The sequence below is a fragment of the Microbacterium sp. NPDC060117 genome (genome assembly GCF_042729315.1).
GTDB lineage: Bacteria > Actinomycetota > Actinomycetes > Actinomycetales > Microbacteriaceae > Microbacterium.
Genome location: NZ_JBHWXR010000004.1, coordinates 276,617 through 294,359 on the forward strand (window position 1 = coordinate 276,617; position 17,743 = coordinate 294,359).

General features: G+C 70.7%; 14 protein-coding genes and 1 tRNA gene. 6 read left to right on the forward strand and 9 right to left on the reverse strand.

Going from position 1 to position 17,743, the window contains the following annotated elements:
• Positions 1-18: 18 nt before the first annotated feature.
• Together ACFWCK_RS17110 and ACFWCK_RS17115 are read right to left on the reverse strand one after the other, a co-directional pair.
• Complete coding sequence (locus ACFWCK_RS17110) at positions 19-1,431, reverse strand: APC family permease (protein ID WP_378806995.1); 1,413 nt, start codon at positions 1,429-1,431, stop codon at positions 19-21.
• Positions 1,432-1,445: 14 nt separating this feature from the next.
• On the reverse strand, positions 1,446-3,167 hold the full coding sequence (locus tag ACFWCK_RS17115) for an amidohydrolase (protein ID WP_378806996.1): 1,722 nt from the start codon (positions 3,165-3,167) through the stop codon (positions 1,446-1,448).
• Between the two features lie 140 nt (positions 3,168-3,307).
• On the opposite strand from ACFWCK_RS17115, the gene ACFWCK_RS17120 reads away from it, so the two are divergent.
• On the forward strand, positions 3,308-3,916 hold the full coding sequence (locus tag ACFWCK_RS17120) for a TetR/AcrR family transcriptional regulator (protein WP_233311519.1): 609 nt from the start codon (positions 3,308-3,310) through the stop codon (positions 3,914-3,916).
• A 67-nt stretch (positions 3,917-3,983) separates the two neighbouring features.
• Here ACFWCK_RS17120 and ACFWCK_RS17125 read toward each other — a convergent pair whose 3' ends face one another.
• From ACFWCK_RS17125 to ACFWCK_RS17150, 6 genes are all read right to left on the reverse strand, one after another.
• Positions 3,984-5,690 (reverse strand): hydantoinase B/oxoprolinase family protein, encoded by a 1,707-nt coding sequence (locus tag ACFWCK_RS17125; RefSeq protein ID WP_378806998.1) that lies wholly within the window; start codon positions 5,688-5,690, stop codon positions 3,984-3,986.
• Position 5,691: 1 nt separating this feature from the next.
• Positions 5,692-7,740 carry a hydantoinase/oxoprolinase family protein gene (locus ACFWCK_RS17130; protein WP_378806999.1) on the reverse strand — a complete coding sequence of 683 codons (2,049 nt, stop codon included), beginning with the start codon at positions 7,738-7,740 and terminating at the stop codon, positions 5,692-5,694.
• A gap of 94 nt (positions 7,741-7,834) precedes the next feature.
• Complete coding sequence (locus tag ACFWCK_RS17135) at positions 7,835-8,818, reverse strand: ABC transporter permease (RefSeq protein ID WP_378807001.1); 984 nt, start codon at positions 8,816-8,818, stop codon at positions 7,835-7,837.
• Positions 8,815-10,344 carry a sugar ABC transporter ATP-binding protein gene (locus ACFWCK_RS17140; protein ID WP_378807002.1) on the reverse strand — a complete coding sequence of 510 codons (1,530 nt, stop codon included), beginning with the start codon at positions 10,342-10,344 and terminating at the stop codon, positions 8,815-8,817. The genes ACFWCK_RS17135 and ACFWCK_RS17140 overlap by 4 nt, the downstream gene beginning before the upstream one ends.
• Before the next feature lie 4 nt (positions 10,345-10,348).
• Positions 10,349-11,383 carry a sugar ABC transporter substrate-binding protein gene (locus ACFWCK_RS17145; RefSeq protein WP_233311514.1) on the reverse strand — a complete coding sequence of 345 codons (1,035 nt, stop codon included), beginning with the start codon at positions 11,381-11,383 and terminating at the stop codon, positions 10,349-10,351.
• Between the two features lie 33 nt (positions 11,384-11,416).
• Positions 11,417-11,737: a hypothetical protein gene (locus ACFWCK_RS17150; protein WP_378807004.1), complete on the reverse strand. Its 321-nt coding sequence runs from the start codon at positions 11,735-11,737 to the stop codon at positions 11,417-11,419.
• Positions 11,738-11,957: 220 nt separating this feature from the next.
• On the opposite strand from ACFWCK_RS17150, the gene ACFWCK_RS17155 reads away from it, so the two are divergent.
• From ACFWCK_RS17155 to ACFWCK_RS17165, 3 genes are read left to right on the forward strand one after another with little or no spacing between them, the layout of a single operon-like run.
• The gene (locus ACFWCK_RS17155; protein WP_378807005.1) at positions 11,958-13,247 is read left to right on the forward strand and encodes a hypothetical protein; all 1,290 of its coding nucleotides are present in this window, start codon (positions 11,958-11,960) and stop codon (positions 13,245-13,247) included.
• Positions 13,231-14,313: a DUF917 domain-containing protein gene (locus tag ACFWCK_RS17160; RefSeq protein ID WP_378807007.1), complete on the forward strand. Its 1,083-nt coding sequence runs from the start codon at positions 13,231-13,233 to the stop codon at positions 14,311-14,313. Before ACFWCK_RS17155 ends, ACFWCK_RS17160 begins: the two co-directional genes overlap by 17 nt.
• Positions 14,310-15,797 (forward strand): PucR family transcriptional regulator, encoded by a 1,488-nt coding sequence (locus tag ACFWCK_RS17165; RefSeq protein WP_378807009.1) that lies wholly within the window; start codon positions 14,310-14,312, stop codon positions 15,795-15,797. Before ACFWCK_RS17160 ends, ACFWCK_RS17165 begins: the two co-directional genes overlap by 4 nt.
• Before the next feature lie 17 nt (positions 15,798-15,814).
• On the opposite strand, the gene ACFWCK_RS17170 is transcribed toward ACFWCK_RS17165, so the two are convergent.
• Positions 15,815-15,887: transfer RNA gene (locus ACFWCK_RS17170), tRNA-Lys, on the reverse strand.
• A gap of 64 nt (positions 15,888-15,951) precedes the next feature.
• On the opposite strand from ACFWCK_RS17170, the gene ACFWCK_RS17175 reads away from it, so the two are divergent.
• Together ACFWCK_RS17175 and ACFWCK_RS17180 are read left to right on the forward strand one after the other, a co-directional pair.
• Positions 15,952-16,581, forward strand: coding sequence for a DNA-directed RNA polymerase subunit beta (locus tag ACFWCK_RS17175; protein WP_233311509.1), 630 nt, complete (start codon positions 15,952-15,954; stop codon positions 16,579-16,581).
• A 244-nt stretch (positions 16,582-16,825) separates the two neighbouring features.
• Positions 16,826-17,716, forward strand: a complete 891-nt coding sequence (locus tag ACFWCK_RS17180; RefSeq protein WP_378807010.1) for an aminodeoxychorismate lyase — start codon at positions 16,826-16,828, stop codon at positions 17,714-17,716.
• The last annotated feature ends 27 nt before the right edge of the window (positions 17,717-17,743 follow it).

The window sequence follows — 17,743 nt, forward strand, 5'->3', positions numbered from 1 at the left end:
CCCGGTGCCGGCCGTCGGTCAGTCGTACATGCCGACGTTGATCGGGCCGGTCAGGTCGGGCGGAGCGGCCCGGAAGCCGCGCGTTGTGATGAGCAGGTAGACAACTCCGATCGCGGTCCAGGCGCCGCCGATGATCATCGAGATCCCGTCGAGGCTGAGCCAGAGCGCCACATTGATCACGACGCCGACCGCGGGGATGACGACGAAGCCGATCCAGGATCCGATCGTGCGCCTGGTGATGAATCGGAAGAACACGAAGATGACCGAGAGGTTCACGAACGTGAAGGCGATGAACGCGCCGAAGTTGATCATCGACGACGCCTGCTCGAGGTTCACGAACAGCGCGGTCAGGGCGATCGCGGCGACGATGAGGACGTTCGCGACAGGGACGCCGGTGCGCGGGTTCACCCGGCCGAACAGTCGCTTCGGCAGGGCGCCGTCGCGGCCCATCGCGTAGAGCAGGCGCGCTGCGCTCATCTGCTGCGTGATGCCGCAGCCCAGCACCGCCATCATGTAGCCGCCGACGAAGATCGCCTGGAACGCGGCGCCGCCGATGTACTTCGCGATCTCGGGGGAGGCTCCGACGATGTTCTCGAGCTTCGCGACGTCGGGGAACAGCGTCTGCATGACGTAGGTCACGGTGAGGAAGAAGGCTCCCGCTGCGGCGACGATGAGGAAGATCGCGCGGGGGATGTCCCTGGTCGGGCGCTCCGCCTCCTCGGCGAGCGTGGAGACGGCGTCGAAGCCGAGGAAGGAGAGGGCGAGGATCGCGGCGCCGCCGGCGAGTGCCGCCGCCTGGATGTCGCCGGAGAAGAACGGCCGCACGGTGAAGGCCGCGCCGTTGGCGCCGTTCGCGATGTTCACGACCGCGAGCACCACGAACAGGACGGCGACGATGAGCTGGATCCCGACCAGGATCACGTTCATGCTCGCCGCGAGTCGCACGCCGACCAGGTTGAGCGCGGTGCAGATGACGACGGTGAGCAGCACCCACACCCAGAACGGCACGCCGGGATAGATCGCGCCCATGTAGATCCCGGACAGGATCGCGTTGATCATCGGCAGCAGCAGGTAGTCGAGCGTCGCCGCCCACCCCACGAGGAAGCCGACCGACGGGTGGATCGACTCCTTCGCGTAGGTGTAGGCGGATCCTGCGATCGGGAAGAACCGCACCATGCGCGAGTAGCTGAACGCCGTGAAGAGCACCGCGACCAGCACCACGAGGTACGCGAGCGGCACGTGGCCGCTGGTCTGATCGGCGACGATCCCGAACATGTCGAACACCGCGAGCGGCGCCATGTAGGCGAGGCCGATGAAGACCAGATGGCGCAGTTTCAGTGTGCGCTTGAGAGACCCGGGCTCGTGCGTGACGGCGTGCGCGAGCTGATCATCGCCGGCGGCGACGGTGGAGTGGGATGGCAGCGTTGACATCGTGGGGATCGTCCTCAGTCGGTGTGCGAGTGGCAGTGGTGGTCGGCGGAGGGTTCGGTGCAGCTCTGTCCGGCCCCGCCCGGATCCTGGACCGGCGCCGAGGCGGCGACGCCGTCGAACTCGCCGCGGGCGTCGTGCACCGTGGTGCCCCCGACCACGGTGAGGTCGGCGTGCTGCGCGAGGATCTCCGCGGGCTCCATGGCGTACAGATCGCCCGACCACACGACGAGGTCGGCGAGGTATCCGGCGCGGAGCATGCCGAGCGAGTCCTCGTGGTGGAACGCTCCCGCCCCGCCCTTGGTGTAAGCCTCCAGCGTGCGGTCGAGATCGAGGCGCTCACCCTGGGTCCAGGCGTCGCCGCCGTCGAGGCGGGCGCGGGTCATCGCGCTGTAGACGCCGACGAGTGGATCCATCTCGCCCACCTGCCAGTCGCTCGAGAACGTGACGCGGGCGCCCGATTCGATCATCGAACGGAACCGCCAGGCGCGGTCCCAGCGCGCCTCGCCGACGTTCTCCATCCAGGTGCCGGCGACGAGGTCGGGGGACGCGTGACGGGGCTGCATCGCCGCGACGACGCCGAGGTCGCGGAAACGCGGGAGGTCCTCCGGGGCCAGGCACTCCACATGCACGATGCCGTGCCGGGCGTCCCGGGTGCCGTTGATCCGCTGGGCGGCCTCGATCGAGTCCAGCGTCAGGCGGATGCCCCAATCGCCGGTGGCGTGCGTGTGCACCTGGTAGCCGAGGCGGTCGAGCTCGACGAAGAGCTTCGTGAACTCGGTCGGCTCGAGGCTGGTGTGTCCGCGATGGCCCGGACGGTTCGCATAGTCCTCGAGCATGGCGGCCGTGTGCGGCTCGATCACGTCGTCGGCGTAGAGCTTCACCATGCCGAGGCGGAACCGGTCGTGCTGCGGGGTCTCCCGGATCGCCTCGGTGATGCGCGAGCGGAAGTCGCCGTCGGATCCGACCGGGTGGTAGATCGCCGCGATCGTCCGCGAGGTGAGCTTGCCCTCGCGCTCGGCGCGGTCGAAAAGCGGCAGTTCGGCGAGCGGGACCTGGGGCTCGACCACGGTCGTGATGCCGAAGCGGCGGGCCATCTCGAGGCTGTTCACGATCTTGCGGTAGCGCCGGTCGGGGGAGTACATCGGGATGTCGCGCTGCAGCTCGGCGAGGCCGTTCGTCGTCATGGCACTCGTGTAGAAGTCGGTGACCCAGCCCGTGGGCTCGCCCGTGCGGTGGTCGATCTCGGGGTTGCCCCAGGCGATGTCGCCGCCGCCGAGGATCCCGAGCTTCGCGAGCGCGGGCCGGTTCAGCCACACGGAGTGCTGGTCGTAGGTGGTGATGAAGACGGGCCGGTCGGTGACGCCGGTGAGGTCGTCGGCGCGCGGACGGCGCCCTTCGACCACCGAATAGAGAGCGTTCTCGGCGCAGATCCACTCCAGGTCGGGGTGCGCCTCGGCGAAGGCCGCGATCCGCGAGCGCACGACGTCGAGGCTCTGCACCTGGTCGAGGCTGACGGCGAGGTCGTCGTAGCCGAGCAGCAGGTGGTTGTGGGTGTCGGCGACGCCGGGGGTCACCAGGCGCCCCTCCAGATCGACCGTGCGACGCGCCGCGGGTGCATCGGCGGCCGGTCCGACGTAGCTGATCCGGTCGCCGGTGACGCCGACGGCCTCGGCCCAGGGCTGCGCGGGATCGAAGGTGCGGACGCGTCCGCCGGTGTAGAGGGTGTCGACCGCCATGTCGTGCTCCAACGTCTCGGGCGGCGCTGCTAGGGGAGCGACCGCAGTTCTTTGACTCAAGAGTAAATTAATTCACTCAAATGTCAAGAAACTCTTGGAATCGGATCCGGATCCGTTCGCGGGACTGCGATACTGGCTTCATGGCACGTCCGAGCACCCAGCAGCAGCGTCGCCGCGAAGTGGTGGACGCGGCGCTCGATGCGGCCGCCGAGCACGGGCTGCGCAACCTCTCGCTGACGGACGTCGCGAACCAGGCTGGGGTCACCCGCGGTGCGCTGCTGTACTACTACGAGGATCTCGATGCGATCCTCGTCGAGGCGCACGCCGCGGGCATGCGCAGGGTCGGGGAGGAGCGCGAGGCGCTCGTGGCAAGGGCGGAGCGTCCGGCGGAACAGCTCGCGATCGCGATCCGCGCCGGCCTGCCGAGCGGCCCGGACGACGCGCTCATGCGTCTGCTCTATGAATTCGACGTGCTGGCGGGCAAGTCGCCGCTGCATGACGAGCTCGTCCAGCGGCTCTACGGCGAGCAGCTCGGGCTGTACCGGAGGATCCTGGAAGCCGGGGCGGCGGCCGGCGACTTCGCGCTGACCGGACCCGTCGAGGACATCGCGATGAACTTCGTCGCTCTCGAGGATGCCTACGGCCTGCACATCGTCGCCGGCGGCAGCATTTCCGTCGCCGATGCGCAGCGCGCGATCGCGCTGTTCGCCCGCCAGGCGGGTGCGCCGCTCGCGGAACCGCTCGGCTGACAACAAGGAGCGCCCCGATGCGCCCGCGACGGCGGACGCATCGGGACGAGGCGGATCGGAGTCCCGGTCAGCGGCCTCGGAGCGCCGCGGTCGCCGCGCCGTCGACGCCGAAGCCCGCGGTCACGACCACGCCGTAGTCGCGTTCGGCGGCCTGCGGCGAGACGAACCCGTTGCGTACGTCGTGCGCCACGGCCGCGGGGTCGCGGTCGAACGGATCGCCGTAGCCGCCGCCCCCGCCCGTCTGATTGACCAGCACGTCGCCGGCGGCGAGCCGGTTGTAGCTGCCGCCCTGAACCGTCTCCCGCGGCGTCCCCGGGTTCAGCACGACCCGGTTCGGCTCGCCGTCCGCGCCGCCGTCGATCGCCCAGGGCGTCGTCTTCGTCTTGTAGACGAGGCAGATCCCGGTGGCCGGCGCCGTGAAGCGGTAGGAGCGGCTCACCCCGACCCCGCCGCGGTGGCGCCCGGCGCCGCCGGTGTCGGTCCGGTAGCCGTAGTGGTCGATGATCATCGAGGACTTGGCCTCGAGCACCTCGACCGGGTTGTTGCGGCATCCCGGCTCGGAGAGGTGCATGATGCCGTCCTCGCCGTCGTGGTGCGCGGTGCCGCCGAACCCGACCGCCTCGTTCGTGGCCTCCTGCCACGGCTCGCCTGTGCGCGGGTTGACGCCGAGGCCCATCATCGAGCAGACGTCGCCGCCGGAGCACGCCGGCACCAGCTCCGGCATGCCCTGCGCGAGCGCCTTGAGGATCACCTCGCCGGCCAGCAGTCCGGTCCAGAGCGTGAAGGTCGGCATCGGCGAGACCGCGTGCATGACCGACCCCGGGACCGTGACGACCCGCAGCGGGGCGAAGTTGCCGGCGACGACGGGCGAGTCCGGGGTGGTGAGCGATTTGAAGATGAGGCTCGAGAGCGCCTCCGTCTGCCCGGGAGGCAAGTTGATCGGCCCTTCGACGTTCTCGGCGCTCCCGGTCCAGTCGACCACCATCTCGTCGTCGGTGACCGTCACCGTGCAGCGCAGGGTGACGAGGTCGTCCTTGTTGATCCCGTCGTCGTCGACGTAGTCGATCGCGGTCCAGGTGCCCTTCGGCAGCTTCGCGAGGGCGAGGCGGGCGAGCTTCTCGCCGTGCGCGTTGATCGTGTCCATTGCCTCGGTGAGAGTGCTGACCCCGTACTTGCCCGCGAGCTCCTGCGTGCGCCGCACCCCGGTCACGCAGGCAGAGACCTGCGCCTGGATGTCGCCGATCGTGTGCTTCGGCATCCGGCTGTTGAACCGGATGATGTTGAAGACGTCGTCGTTGCGCTCGCCGCGGCGGTACAGCTTCGAGGCGGGCAGCATGAGCCCCTCCTGCGACCGATCGGTCGAGTCGAGGACGTAGCCGGGATCCTTCTGGTTCAGGTCGGTGACGTGCACGCGGCACGAAGCGAACCCGATGAGCGCGTCGTCGACGTGGATCGGCGCGAAGACTAGCGGATCGAGTGTGTGCGCGCTGGACCAGTACGGGAAGTTGATGATGAAGACGTCGCCCGGCTCCATCGCGTCCGCTCCGAGGAACTCGATCGAGTGCTTGATGCCCGCATCGTTGCCGCGCGTGAAGACAGCGATGCCCGGCGCGTCCGCCACGACGTCGCCGTTCGCGTCATGGATCCCGATCCCGTAGTCGTGGATCTCGTAGACCACGGTGTTGTAGGCGGTGCGGCACAGGTTGCGCGCGACCTCCTCCGCGGCGGCCAGCAGGCCGTGCCTGATGATCTCGGTGGTGATGGCGTCGGCCATGTCATGCCCCCTTCTGTGCGTACTGGATCGAGATGACGAGCTCGCCGTAGGCGCCGACCTCGAGCCGGTCCCCGGCGTGCAGCACCGTGGTCGCGGTGTGCTCGGTCACCACGGCCGGGCCCTCGAGCACGTCGCCGGCGAGGAGCTCCTCGCGCGCGACGAGCGCGTACTCGGCGGTCACGTCGCCGTCGAGCACCACCGTGCGGCGGCGCAGTTCGGGGCCGTGATCGCCGTCGCGGCGTGCGGCGCGCGGCAGATCGGGCTTGTCGACGATGCCGACGGCGCCGAGACGCAGCGTGGTGGTCTCGATCGGGTCGTCCATGATGTGCCCGTACTGCCGCAGGTGCAGCCGGTCGAACTCGGCGCGGATCGCGGCGCGGGGATCCGACCCGTCGTCCGGATAGTCGACGGTGACGGCGTGCTCCTGCCCCGAGTAGCGCACGGCGACCACACGGTGGAAGACCATGCGCTCGTCGCTGAAGCCCTCGGCGCCCAGGGTCTCGCGCGCTTCCGCCTCCATCCCGGCGTAGAGGGCGTCGGCGGCGGCGGCGTCGAGATCCTCGAGCGGCTGCAGGCTCGTGCGCGAGTAGTCGTGCTGCACGTCGGCCATGAGCATGCCGAGCGCGGAGAACGCGCCCTGCCCCGGCGGCACGATCACCTCCGGGATCCCGAGCTCGCGGGCCACGTCGACCGCGACCAGCCCGCCGCCCCCACCGAATGAGAGCAGGGCGAAGTCCTTCGGGTCGTGTCCGAGCTCGATGGTGATCGCGCGCACGGCGCCCATGATCTTGGTGTTCGAGATCTGCACCATGCCGCGCGCGAGCTGGGTGACGCTCAGCCCGAGCGATCCGGCGATCGGCGCGAGCGCCTCGAGCGACTTCTCACGGTCGAGCGTGAGCTCGCCGCCGAGCGGAGTGTCGGTGCCGAGGTACCCGATCGCGAGCGCCGCATCGGTGAAGGTCGGCTGCGTGCCGCCGCGCCCGTAGGCCGCGGGTCCGGGCATGGCCCCCGCGCTCTTCGGTCCGACCTGCAGGGCGCCGGCCTCGTCGAGGTAGCCGAGCGAGCCGCCGCCGGCGCCGATCGTGTGGATGTAGAGCGAAGGGGTGTTGATGGGCAGGCCCTCGAACTCCGCGCCGTGGTAGAGCACGGGATGACCGCCCTGCACGAGCGAGGCGTCGAGGCTGGTCCCGCCCATGTCGATCGTGATGAGGTTCGGCCGGTCGATGAGCTTCGAGAACGCCGCCGCTCCGACGACCCCGCCGGCGGGGCCGGACAGGATCAGGTTCACCGGCTGCTCGCGAGCGGCCGACGCGGTCATCGCGCCGCCGCCCGACCGCGACATCAGGAATCGACCGACGAAGCCGCGCCGTTCGAGCTCGCCCTCGAGCGCCTTGAGGTAGCTGCGCATGATCGGCTTGATGTACGCGTCGAGCACGGCCGTGCTCGTGCGCTCGTACTCGCGGTACTCGCGCGACAGCTCGTGCGAGATGGTGACCTCGACACCGGGGGCCTCCTCGAGGAGGATCTCGCGCATGCGCAGCTCGTGCGCCGGGTTGGCGTAGGCGTGCAGGAAGGCGACGGCGACGGCGTCGTAGCCTCGGCGCAGGATCTCGCGTGCGACCTCACGTGCGTCCTCCTCGTCGAACGGTGTCGCGACGGTGCCATCGAACATACTGCGCTCGCTGACCTCGAACGTGTCGTAGCGCTCGAGCAGCGCCTCGGGCTTGCGGTATGCGATGTCGTACATGACCCGGCGGTCGGTGCGGCCGAGCAGGTAGACGTCGCGGAAGCCGCGCGTGGCGATCGTGGCGATCCTCGCCCCGGTCCGGGTGAGCAGCGAGTTCAGGCCCAGCGTGCTGCCGTGGTTGAACATCGAGACCTGGCCGGGGTCGGCGTCGGCCTTGTCGAAGGCGGCGAGCACTCCGGCGGTGGGCTCGCTCGGGGTGGTCGGGACCTTCTCGAAGCGGAGCTCTCCCGTCTCGGGGACGAGCTTGACCACGTCGGTGAAGGTGCCGCCCACGTCGACGGCGATTCTGACGTTCTCGGGCATGAAAGGGGTTCCTTCCGGTTGAGGGCGATGGGGTCTTCGGGCAGGCCGGGGAGCCCGGTGCCCCGAGGGCGACCGGGTCTCGGCGGCGGTGCGGTCAGCGTCGGCCGCGCCCTGCGGCCGCGAGGCCGACTGCGGCGAGGATGATGAAGCCCGTCACCATGTCCTTGAGCTGGGGGTTCAGGTTGAGCAGGTCGAATCCGTTGCCGATGAGGGCGATGAGGAACACGCCGGCGACCGATCGCCAGACCGCGCCGAGTCCGCCGTAGATGCTCGTGCCGCCGAGGATCACCGCGGCGATCGCACTCAGCTCGAGTCCGGCGCCCGCGAGGGGCTGACCCGACGCGATCCGCGAGACGCCGATCGCGGCGGCGGCGCCGGCGGCGAGCCCGCTCAGCACGAACACGATGACGCGGGTGCGACCGACATGGATGCCGGAGAGCTCTGCGGCCTCGGGGTTGCCGCCGATGGCGTAGACGTGCCGGCCGAACACGGTTCGCGAGAGCACGAACCAGAGCAGGGCGACCACGGCGATCATCACGAAGACCGCGATGAAGACACCGCCGACCCTGTTGCGTCCGAGCGCGGTGAAGCCGGGGGTCGTGACGGTGATCAGACTGCCGCCCGTGATCAGCACCGCGACCGTCGTGAAGATCATCGACGACGCGAGCGTACCGAGGAACGAGTGCACGCGGAGCCGGGTGATCACGACGCCGTTGAACAGGCCGAGCGCGAGCCCGACGACGGGGGCCGCGAGCAGAGCGAGCCACACGTTGCCGGTGGTGATCGCGAGCCAGGCCGAGACCACGCCCGCGACGCTGTAGATCGCGCCGGTGGAGAGATCGAAGTTGCCCGAGATGATCACGAAGGTGCCCGCCGAGGCGATGATCACGAGAGGGGCGTTCTGGTTCAGGATGTTCACGATGTTGCCGAACGTGAAGAACGAAGGCGAGAGGATCGCGAGCGCGATGAGCACGGCGGCGAGCAGCAGCAGGACGGCGTACTCGATCGCGATCTCCCTGATCGTGTACTTCCTCCGGGCCTGGGCCCGTGTCGCGGTGGTGTCGATGGCCTCGCTCACGCTGCCGTCTCCTCTCCGGGGGTCACGTGGAAGAGCCGGAACAGGACGTCCTCCACGGCGGTCTGCTCGGGGACGATCTCCCCGAAGGTGCGGCCCGCGGAGACCAGGAACGCGCGGTGGGCGAGCTCCATGATCTCCTCGTGCTCGGACGAGATCAGCAGCACCGCGATCCCGTCCTGGGCGAGCCGGGCGATGAGCTCGTAGATCGCGCGCTTGGCGCCGACGTCGACGCCGCGCGTGGGCTCGTCGAGGATGATCGCCCGCGGCCGTGCCGCGAGCGCCTTGCCGAGAAGCGCCTTCTGCTGATTGCCGCCCGAGAACCAGCCGACCGGGAGGTCGGTGTCCGGCGGGCGCATCTCGAGCGATTGCGCGAGCTCATCCGCGACGGCCCGTTCGCTACGGCCGTCGATCAGGCCGGCCCGGGAGCGCGCCCCGAGGCTCGCGAGCGCGATGTTCTCGCGCACCGAGCGCTGCAGCACGAGGCCGTCCTTGTGTCGGTCCTCCGAGACGAGCACGAGGCCCGCGTCGATCGACTGCTTGGGCGAGCGACCCTTCCAGTCGTGCCCGCCGAACCGGACGACGCCGTCCAGGATCTCGTCCAGGCCGAACACCGCGCGCAGACACTCGGTTCGGCCGCTGCCGACCAGGCCGAGCAAGCCGACGATCTCGCCGGGCCGTACCGCGAAGCTCATGTCCTCCACCCCCGTGGAGGTGCGCAGGTGCTGCACCTCCAGAAGGAACGGGGCGGCGGGATCCGGCGCGGCGGGGCGCGCGGGGTAAGCCTGATCCATCTCGCGGCCGAGCATCGCCGTCACCAGCTCGTGCTTGCCGACTGCGGCGGCGTCGACCGTGTCGATCCGTCGGCCGTCCCGCATCACCGTGATCCGGTCGGCGACGCCGAGCACCGAGTCCAGGAAGTGCGAGACGTAGATCACGCTGCAGCCGCGATCGCGCAGCGTCCGCATGAGATCCTCGAGCTGCGCGATCTCCCGGGCGGTCAGCGACGAGGTCGGCTCGTCCATGACGATGACGCGGGCGTCGCGTGCGAGGGATCGGAGGATCTCGACCTTCTGCTGGTCGGCGATCCGCAGATCGCGCACCTTCGCCCGCGGGTCGAGCCCGAAGCCGACCTCGGCGTCGAGCGCGGCGAAGCGCGCGTCGAGGTTGCGCCGCTCGATCCCGAACCGGTGCTCCTCGGCACCCAGGAACACGTTCTGCGCCACGGTCAGGTCGGGCACGAGCGCGAGCTCCTGCGCGATCATCGCGACCCCGCGACGCTGCGCGATCCCGGGGTTCCAGCGGTCGACCGGGACGCCGTCGACGACGACGTCGCCCCGGTCTGCGGCGTAGACCCCCGCGATCACCTTGCCGAGGGTCGACTTGCCGGCGCCGTTCTCTCCGACGAACGCGTGGATCTCGCCGCCGCGCACCTCGAGGGAGACTCCGTCGAGCGCCCGGGTCGCCCCGAACCGCTTCTCGATGTCCCGGAGTTCGACGAGCACCGGTCCGGCCGCTGATGAGTTCATCGAGTCAGCCGTTCCATTCGCCGGTGAAGTCCGGAGCCGCGTCGAGGTCCTTCTTCGTGGCGATCGGGCTGATCTTGACGAGGGTGTCGGCGTCGACGACGGCCTGGACCTTGTCGCCGCGCAGCTTGTTGACCAGTTGCTCGAGTGCGGCCTTGCCCATGCTCACGGGGTAGTTCAGGTAGTCGTTCGTCCACTTGCCGTCGCGCACGGCCTTGACGGCCTCGGTCGTCCCGCCGCCGCCGGTGAGGAAGATCTTCGCCGGGTCGATGCCGGCGTTCTCGAGCGCGATCTGGGCGCCCATCGTCTGCTGGTCGGCGTTGCTCAGGATGCCGTTGATGTCCTTGTTGGCCTGCAGCAGGTTCGACACCGCGGTGAGCGACTTGTCGCGGTCGTAGGCGCCTTCGACGGTGCCCACGATCTTGATGTTGCTGTGCTGGCCGAGCACCTTCTTCCAGGCGGCGATGCGGGCGACGTCGAGCGGGGAGTTCAGGAGGCCGGCGAGCAGGCCGATCTTGCACGGGTCGATGCTCTTGCAGTACTCGACGACGGACTCCGCCTGTCGTGCGGCGCCCGCCGACGGGGGCGAGGCGACGGTCGAGACGACGCCGTCGATCTGCGGCTGCATCTTGTCGATGTCGGGGCCGATCGGGTTCAGCACCGACACGACGGGCACGTCGTTGCCGAGGGGGAAGGCGGCGGCGAGGCCGGGGCCGTCTTGTGGGACCACGATGATCCCGCTCGCCTGGCCGGTGGTTCCGGCGTTCTGCAGCTGCGACAGCTGGGTGTTGGCGTCGAACTGGCCGTCCTGGATCTTGGTGGTGATCGTGATCCCGAGCTTCTTCGAGATCTCCTTCGCCTTTTCGACCACGCCCTGGTAGACGGCCTGGTTGTAGCCGTTCTGCGAGGAGGACGCGAGGAAGACGATCGAGTACTTGTCGCCGCTCGCTCCACCCGATCCGCCGGAGGAGCTGCAGGCGGCGAGGGAGACGACGAGGGCGGCGGCGCCGACGCCGGCGACGAGGCGGGAGAGGTGCTTCATTGCAATCTTCTTTCGTGGTGCAGGGGTGTCGGATCAGATCTCGGTCTTCGAGACGCGGTGGTCGATCGCGTAGAGGCGGCCGACGCCGACGCGGGCGTCGGCGAGCAGGGCGGCGAGCTCCGGGGTCGTGCGGCCCCGGTTCGGGTGGTCGAGCCATTCCTGGTAGGCGGCTTCGTCCGGCCATACCGCGGTCACGATGATCTCGCCGGACCCGTCGACCGCGGCGGCGATCTCGGAGCCGAGCGCTCGGGTCAAGTCGAGCGACTCCTGCAGGATCGCTTCGCGGCGGTACAGGTCCAGCACGGATCCGGCCTGTGCGGGCGCGGTGTGCAGGGTCAGGACTGAGCGGATCATCGGGTCGGTACTCCGTCGTCTCGAACGTGATGGGAATGTCGTCGTGGGTCGCGTCCATCGGGATCCACGTCGGTGCCCTGACGGTATCCGGGCGCTCTCGGGACTCGCTGTGCAAAGTGCATCTTGCGCTCAAATCACAATGTGCAAAAGAATGAAACAGCGCGCGGATGCCCCCTCTGCTCCCGCGCATCCCGCGGGATGACACGGAACGGAGCGGCGCATGCGGATCGGGATCGGCGTGCGCCACCGGCGGATCGCGGCCGTCGCCCTCCGGCCGGACGGGTCGCTCGCGGCGCACGAGATCCCCGTGACGGCCGACGGCGTCGACGCGGCGCTCGAGCGGTTGCTCGGGCGGCAGGGCCTGGCCGACGCGGCCGTGCGCTCGATCGCGTTCGACCTGAGCGCGGTGCTGGACCGGACAGGGGCGGGCCCCCTCACGGTCGTCCGGATCGCGCCGCGCCCACCGGTCGACCGCGGCGACGAACCCCGGGTCGGAGACGCCCCGATCCTGCACGTGCGCGGCGGCCACACGACGCTGGGGGAGGAGCTGACCCCGTTCGACGCGGTGGGTCTCCGCGCGGCGGCACCGGAGATCCCGGCCGGATCCCGTGTCGTGATCACGGGCGTGGGCGCCCTGATCAATCCGTCGCACGAGCTCGCGGCGGGGGAGATCCTGCTCGACCACGACGCTTCACTGAGCGTGACCTTCTCGCACGCGTTCGACGGCAACTCCTTCGCGACGCGGGAGCGCACGGCCGTGCTCAACAGTGCGCTGGTACCCGATGCGGAGGCTCTCGCGATCTCCCTCGCGCTCGTCGCCGGCCGCCGCTTCCCGGACGCGAGGCTCTTCGTGACCCGCAACGACGGGGGAAGGGTGCCGCTGAGCCGGCTCCCGGCCACGCCGGTCCACTCCGCGTTCTCCGGTCCATCGATCGAGTTCCTCGGTGCCGCCGCGCTCTGCGGGCTCGACGAGGGCGATCTCCTGCTCGCGCACGGGAACGACCTCGTGCTGGGCTCTCTCCGCGCGGGAGCCCCCGCCATCGTGCCCCAGCTGGGGTGGGGCGGTGCGCGCCTCGCCACCCAGGCCGCCCACCTGGTCCCCGCCACCGAGATCCTGCTCAACGGGCGCTCCCCGCGACCGCGGCTGGTGCGACCGCGTGGGACGGAGTCGCCCGAGTGGCTCGGGGGCGGCGAGGTCGTCGAGACCGATCTCGACCTGCGGGCGCTGGGGGCCGCGTGCGCTCCTCTCTCCGACTGGGCCCTGGGGATCGTGGGAGCCGGCAATGCCGACGAGATGGCGCACGAGCTGCAGGCGGCCGAGGCCAGGGTCCGCGCCCGGCTCGCCGCGTTCGGGGCGCCGCCGTCGACCGCGCGGATCCTCGAGTCGCGGTTCGTCGCGACCACGTACGAGCACGCCCGCGTCATCTCGGTGCGGGTGCACGGGGTGGCCGGCGACCCGGTCGGCGGACTGCTCGCGGGGGAGGGGACGCCGCATGAGGTTGACGGCTGAGGATGTCAGGCACTTGCGCACCGGGGCGCTCTTCCTCGCCTGCGCGGCGGATCCCGAGTGGTGTGACGAGCAGCAGGACCGGATCCTCACGAGGATGTCGGCGGGGGCCGACGGCCCCGAGCTCCTGCCCGTGCAGGACTTCGACGACGACGCGCTCGTCGCGGCGGTGGGTTTCGTGAACAACGGGCTCCCGCTCTCCGAGCTCCGGCCGGCGGGCGACGAGTTCGTCAGCAGCGTCGAGCTCCTGGAGCGCGAGCTGGGACGCCGGATCGAGGGGCTGTTCCCGCTGGCCGCAGCGAACGTGAACTCGATGGTGCCGCTGCTGACCGGGATGCAGCTCGGTCGGCCAGTCGTCGACGCCGATCCCATGGGGCGGGTGTTCCCGCTGCTGTTCCAGTCGGTGTTCACGCTGGCGGGCCTGCCAGCAGGCCCGCTCGCCGCGACGGGTCCAGTCGGCGACTCGGCGCTGGTGCGGGTCGGCGAACCGCGCAGGGCCGAACGTCTCGTGCGGGCGCTCGCCGGGGAGTTCGGCGGCTGGTCGGCGACGGCGCTCTACCCGATGACCGCGCGCGATCTCGCCCGCACCGGTGTCATTGGCAGTGTCTCGCGCATGGTGCGCATCGGGCGGATCCTCGAGTCGTCCCGCAGCACGCAGGAGAAGCACGAACTGCTCCGGCGCGGAGAGGGCGTGCGCCGGATCATCCGCGCCAGGGTCGCCGACGTCGCAGGGCTGTCCCGGCCGGCGCCCGCCGGTGAGCCGGACCACCCCTCGAGCGTCGTCCTCGTCGAGGAGGCGCAGGGGCGCTTCGTGCAGCTGGAGATCCAGAACGAGCTCCTGATGCTCATGGTCGACGGCACGGTGGACGCGGTGATCCCTGACATCATCACGATGCTGCACCCGGACGACGGCCGTGTCGCCAGCCTCGACGACCTCTGGGTCGGCAACACCCTCGACCTCGTCGTGTTGCCCGCCGCGGCGCAGTGGTACACCGCGGAGGGTCGGCGCCTCGCGGCCCCGGAGACCCTGCACACGCTGCTGCCCGACCGCGGAAGGATCCGCCTGTGAACCGGGCCCTGTCCGGGGCCGTCGAGCTGCGCGACCTCACGGACACCCGCGAGCTCGATGGGCTCTTCGTGCTCCACCTCGTCTCCGAAGGGAGCCCGGTCCGCGATCTCGCGCTCATCTCCGACCTCGAGGACATCGGCGCGGTCGGCCCCGACACGGTGATCCTGCTCGCCCCCGGGGAGACCCGCGGCGGATGGATGATCTCGGCAGCCCTCCGCTACGCGTGGGAGCGACGCGCGTGCGCGGTGATCATCCCCGAGCAGCCGTTCACCGCCTCGGTGATCGAACTCGCGAAACGCCTCGGAGTGTCTCTTCTCAGCACACGGCGCGACATGACCCGGCTCGCGCTCGACGTCGCGATCCGGATCGGCGCGGCCCGCGCCGAGTCGGCCGCACGGGTGCGATCGGCCGTCGACCGGCTCGCCGCGGCGGACGACCCGGCACAGGCGGTGGCGCTGCTCTCCGGAGAGCTGGACGGGGCCCCGGTCTGGGTCGAGTCGGCCGGGGTACGGACGTTCGCGGCGCCGGCCGGTGCGGGAGGGGAGCCGCGTCCCTCCGGCCCTCCGGTGACGCTCGTGCGCGCCGATCTCTCCCCGCGCGACGGCGATGACGGAGCCCTGCGCGCGGCGGTGCCGGCTGCCGCGGCGGGGTTCGCGGAGGCTCTTCTCGCCGGGGCGGCGCCGTCGCTCCGGGCGTTGCTGCTCGAGCTGCGGCTCGCCGCGACGCATGACTCACTGCCCGCCGTCGCGATCACGGCGCTCACGGGGCTCGCGCCCGTCGCCGCCTTCGACGAGCCGGCGTTCCAGAGCCCCGCGGGCATCTCGGCCGGGCCGTTCGACGACGCCTTCCACGCCGTCTGCCTGCTCTCCGACGAGCCGGAGCGGCTCGGCGCGCTCGTGCATCAACTCTGGCGCCTCGCGTTCCCCGATTCCCCCCTCGCGCGGTTCGACGGCGGGTGGATCGGGTTCCTCCCCGTGACGGATCCGGAGCGCGGCGCCGAGAGCCTGGACCGGGTACGCGACGGTCTCGTGCACACCGCCGGGCTGCCGCTCGCCGGCGGAGCCTCCCAGGTGCATCGCTCGGCGGCGGAGGCGCGGCATGCCGTCCGCGAGGCGTGGCTCGCGGCGCGCCTCGCTGATCCATCGCCGGACGCGCCGCGCGCGCACGCGTTCGTGGACTTCGGCCGGATCCCCGCGCGGCTGCTCGGACGCCTCGTGCCGGCCGACCTCGCGGCGCAGCTCGTCGACGTGCTCTACCCGCGACTCCTCGGGGATCCCGGGGCAGGGCAGATCATCGACACCGTGCTGGCGTACCTCTCCTCGTGCGGCTCGGTCTCTGCCGCCGCCGTGCGACTCGGCGCGCATCGGAACACGGTGCAGACGCGGCTGCGGCGGGCGGAGGAGCTCGGTGTGACGTTGTCGGATCCGGCCGACGTACTGCCAGCTCATCTCCTCCTGGCCGCGCTGCGCCGCAGGGAGCGCTGATCCGAGCGCAAGATCGGTGGGCCCCGTGGGGCTCGAACCCACGACCCGCGGATTAAAAGTCCGATGCTCTGCCAACTGAGCTAGAGGCCCGTGTCGTCGAGTCTATCGGTCGCGACTGGGTGCCCGAGTCGGACACCGCGCGTAGCCTGGGTCGGTGCCCGCACCGTTCCATCGCCCCGTCCGCCTCTCCCCGGAGACGTTCGACTATCTGCTCGGATCCCACGACCCGGCCGAGCAGACGCGCATGGCGCACGCCACCGCGTCGGCGCTGCTGGCTCGGGTGCGTGCGGACGACAGCGGCGTGAGCGCTGAGCGACTCGTGGCCTATGCGACCGAGCACGGCATCGACGAGGTCGCGGAGCTCTGGGCGAAGAGCCCTGCCGTCTCGCTGCCGGGAACCCTGTGGCGGCTCTACCTGCTGCAGGTTTCGATCCACACGGATCCGTCCCTCGCCGCGCTCCTTCATGAGCGCGGCCGGGTTGAGCTGCCGTCCGTCGACGCCCTCGTGGCAGGCGCACCGGTTCCGGCCGGCCCCGACGAGCTCGTGGCACTCATCGACACGATCCTGCACGGCGCGTTCTCTGGCGACTTCGCGATCGCGCTCGAGCGCGCGGCGGCGTTCTGCCGCGTGCAGGCCTCGGGCTCGACGCACATCGCCGACGACTACGACCCGACCGAGCCCGACCGGGCGAGCGAGCTCACCACGCGCGCGGCCCGACTCAGCGCCTTCGCGTTGGATCTGACGGCTTCCGCCGCCGCGTGGCGCGACGGTTCGCTGAACTGAGCGGATCCTCGAGGCGCCGTTGACGACGACCGGATCCGGCGATCACTCCCGACAGGGTCGCGTCTGCGCCCGGACATGAAGAAGCCGGGCCGCAAGAACGCCTCTCGGCGGAAGGCCGCTCGCAGCGGCGAAAAATGGAGCCCGGGGTTATGCGGCCCGGCCGATCAAGTGTAACGCGTCGGGGGCGGCGGTATTCCCGTCGACCGCGACGCCGGGCGCGTCGTGCACGCCCTAGGCTCGTCCTATGGCCGCAGCCCGATTCGCCCTGCTGATCACCCCCGCCGAGTCCACGGATGAGGAGCGGGCGGATTTCAGCGACAGCTTCCGCCGGATCGACCCGGGTGCTCCCGCCCTCAGCGTGGGCGAGCTGAGCACGCAGCGCGGCGACGGCATCTTCGAGTCGATCGGCGTCGTCGACGGGCACGCCCAGGAGGTCGAAGCGCACGTGCAGCGGCTCGCGCACTCGGCCGCTCTGTGCGAACTGCCCGAACCGCACCGCGAGCAATGGCGTCAGGCCATCGCGCTCGCCGCCGCCGAGTGCGGTTCGGGGGAGTGGGTCATCAAGCTCATCCTCAGCCGCGGCGTCGACCACGGTCCGGCGCCCACGGCGTGGGTCACCGCCGCCCCGGCTGCCGACTTCTCCGCCGCACGCTCCGAGGGGATCCGCGTCGTCACTCTCGACCGCGGCTATGACAGCGGCGCCGCCGAGCGCTCGCCCTGGCTGCTGCTGGGCGCGAAGACGCTGTCGTACGCGGTGAACATGGCCGCGCTCCGGGAGGCGCACCGCCGCGATGCCGACGACGCGATCTTCGTCACCACGGACGGCGTCGTGCTGGAGGCGCCGACGGCTTCGCTCATCCTGCGCTTCGGCGACCGCTTCGTCACGCCGGCGCCCCATGGCGGCATCCTGCAGGGCACCACGCAGATCAGCCTCTTCGCGCACCTCGAGGCTCAGGGGTACGTCACGGAGTACGCCACCGTGCCGACTGCGGACCTCGCCACCGCGGACCACGCCTGGCTTCTCTCGAGTGTGCGCCTGGCAGCCCCGATCACCGCGATCGATGAGGCGACGCTCACCGTCGACCATGCGTTCACCGACGGCCTGAACGCCTACCTGCTCTCCGCGCGGGACTGAGGTTCGCTGAAGGCCTGTTCCGCGGGG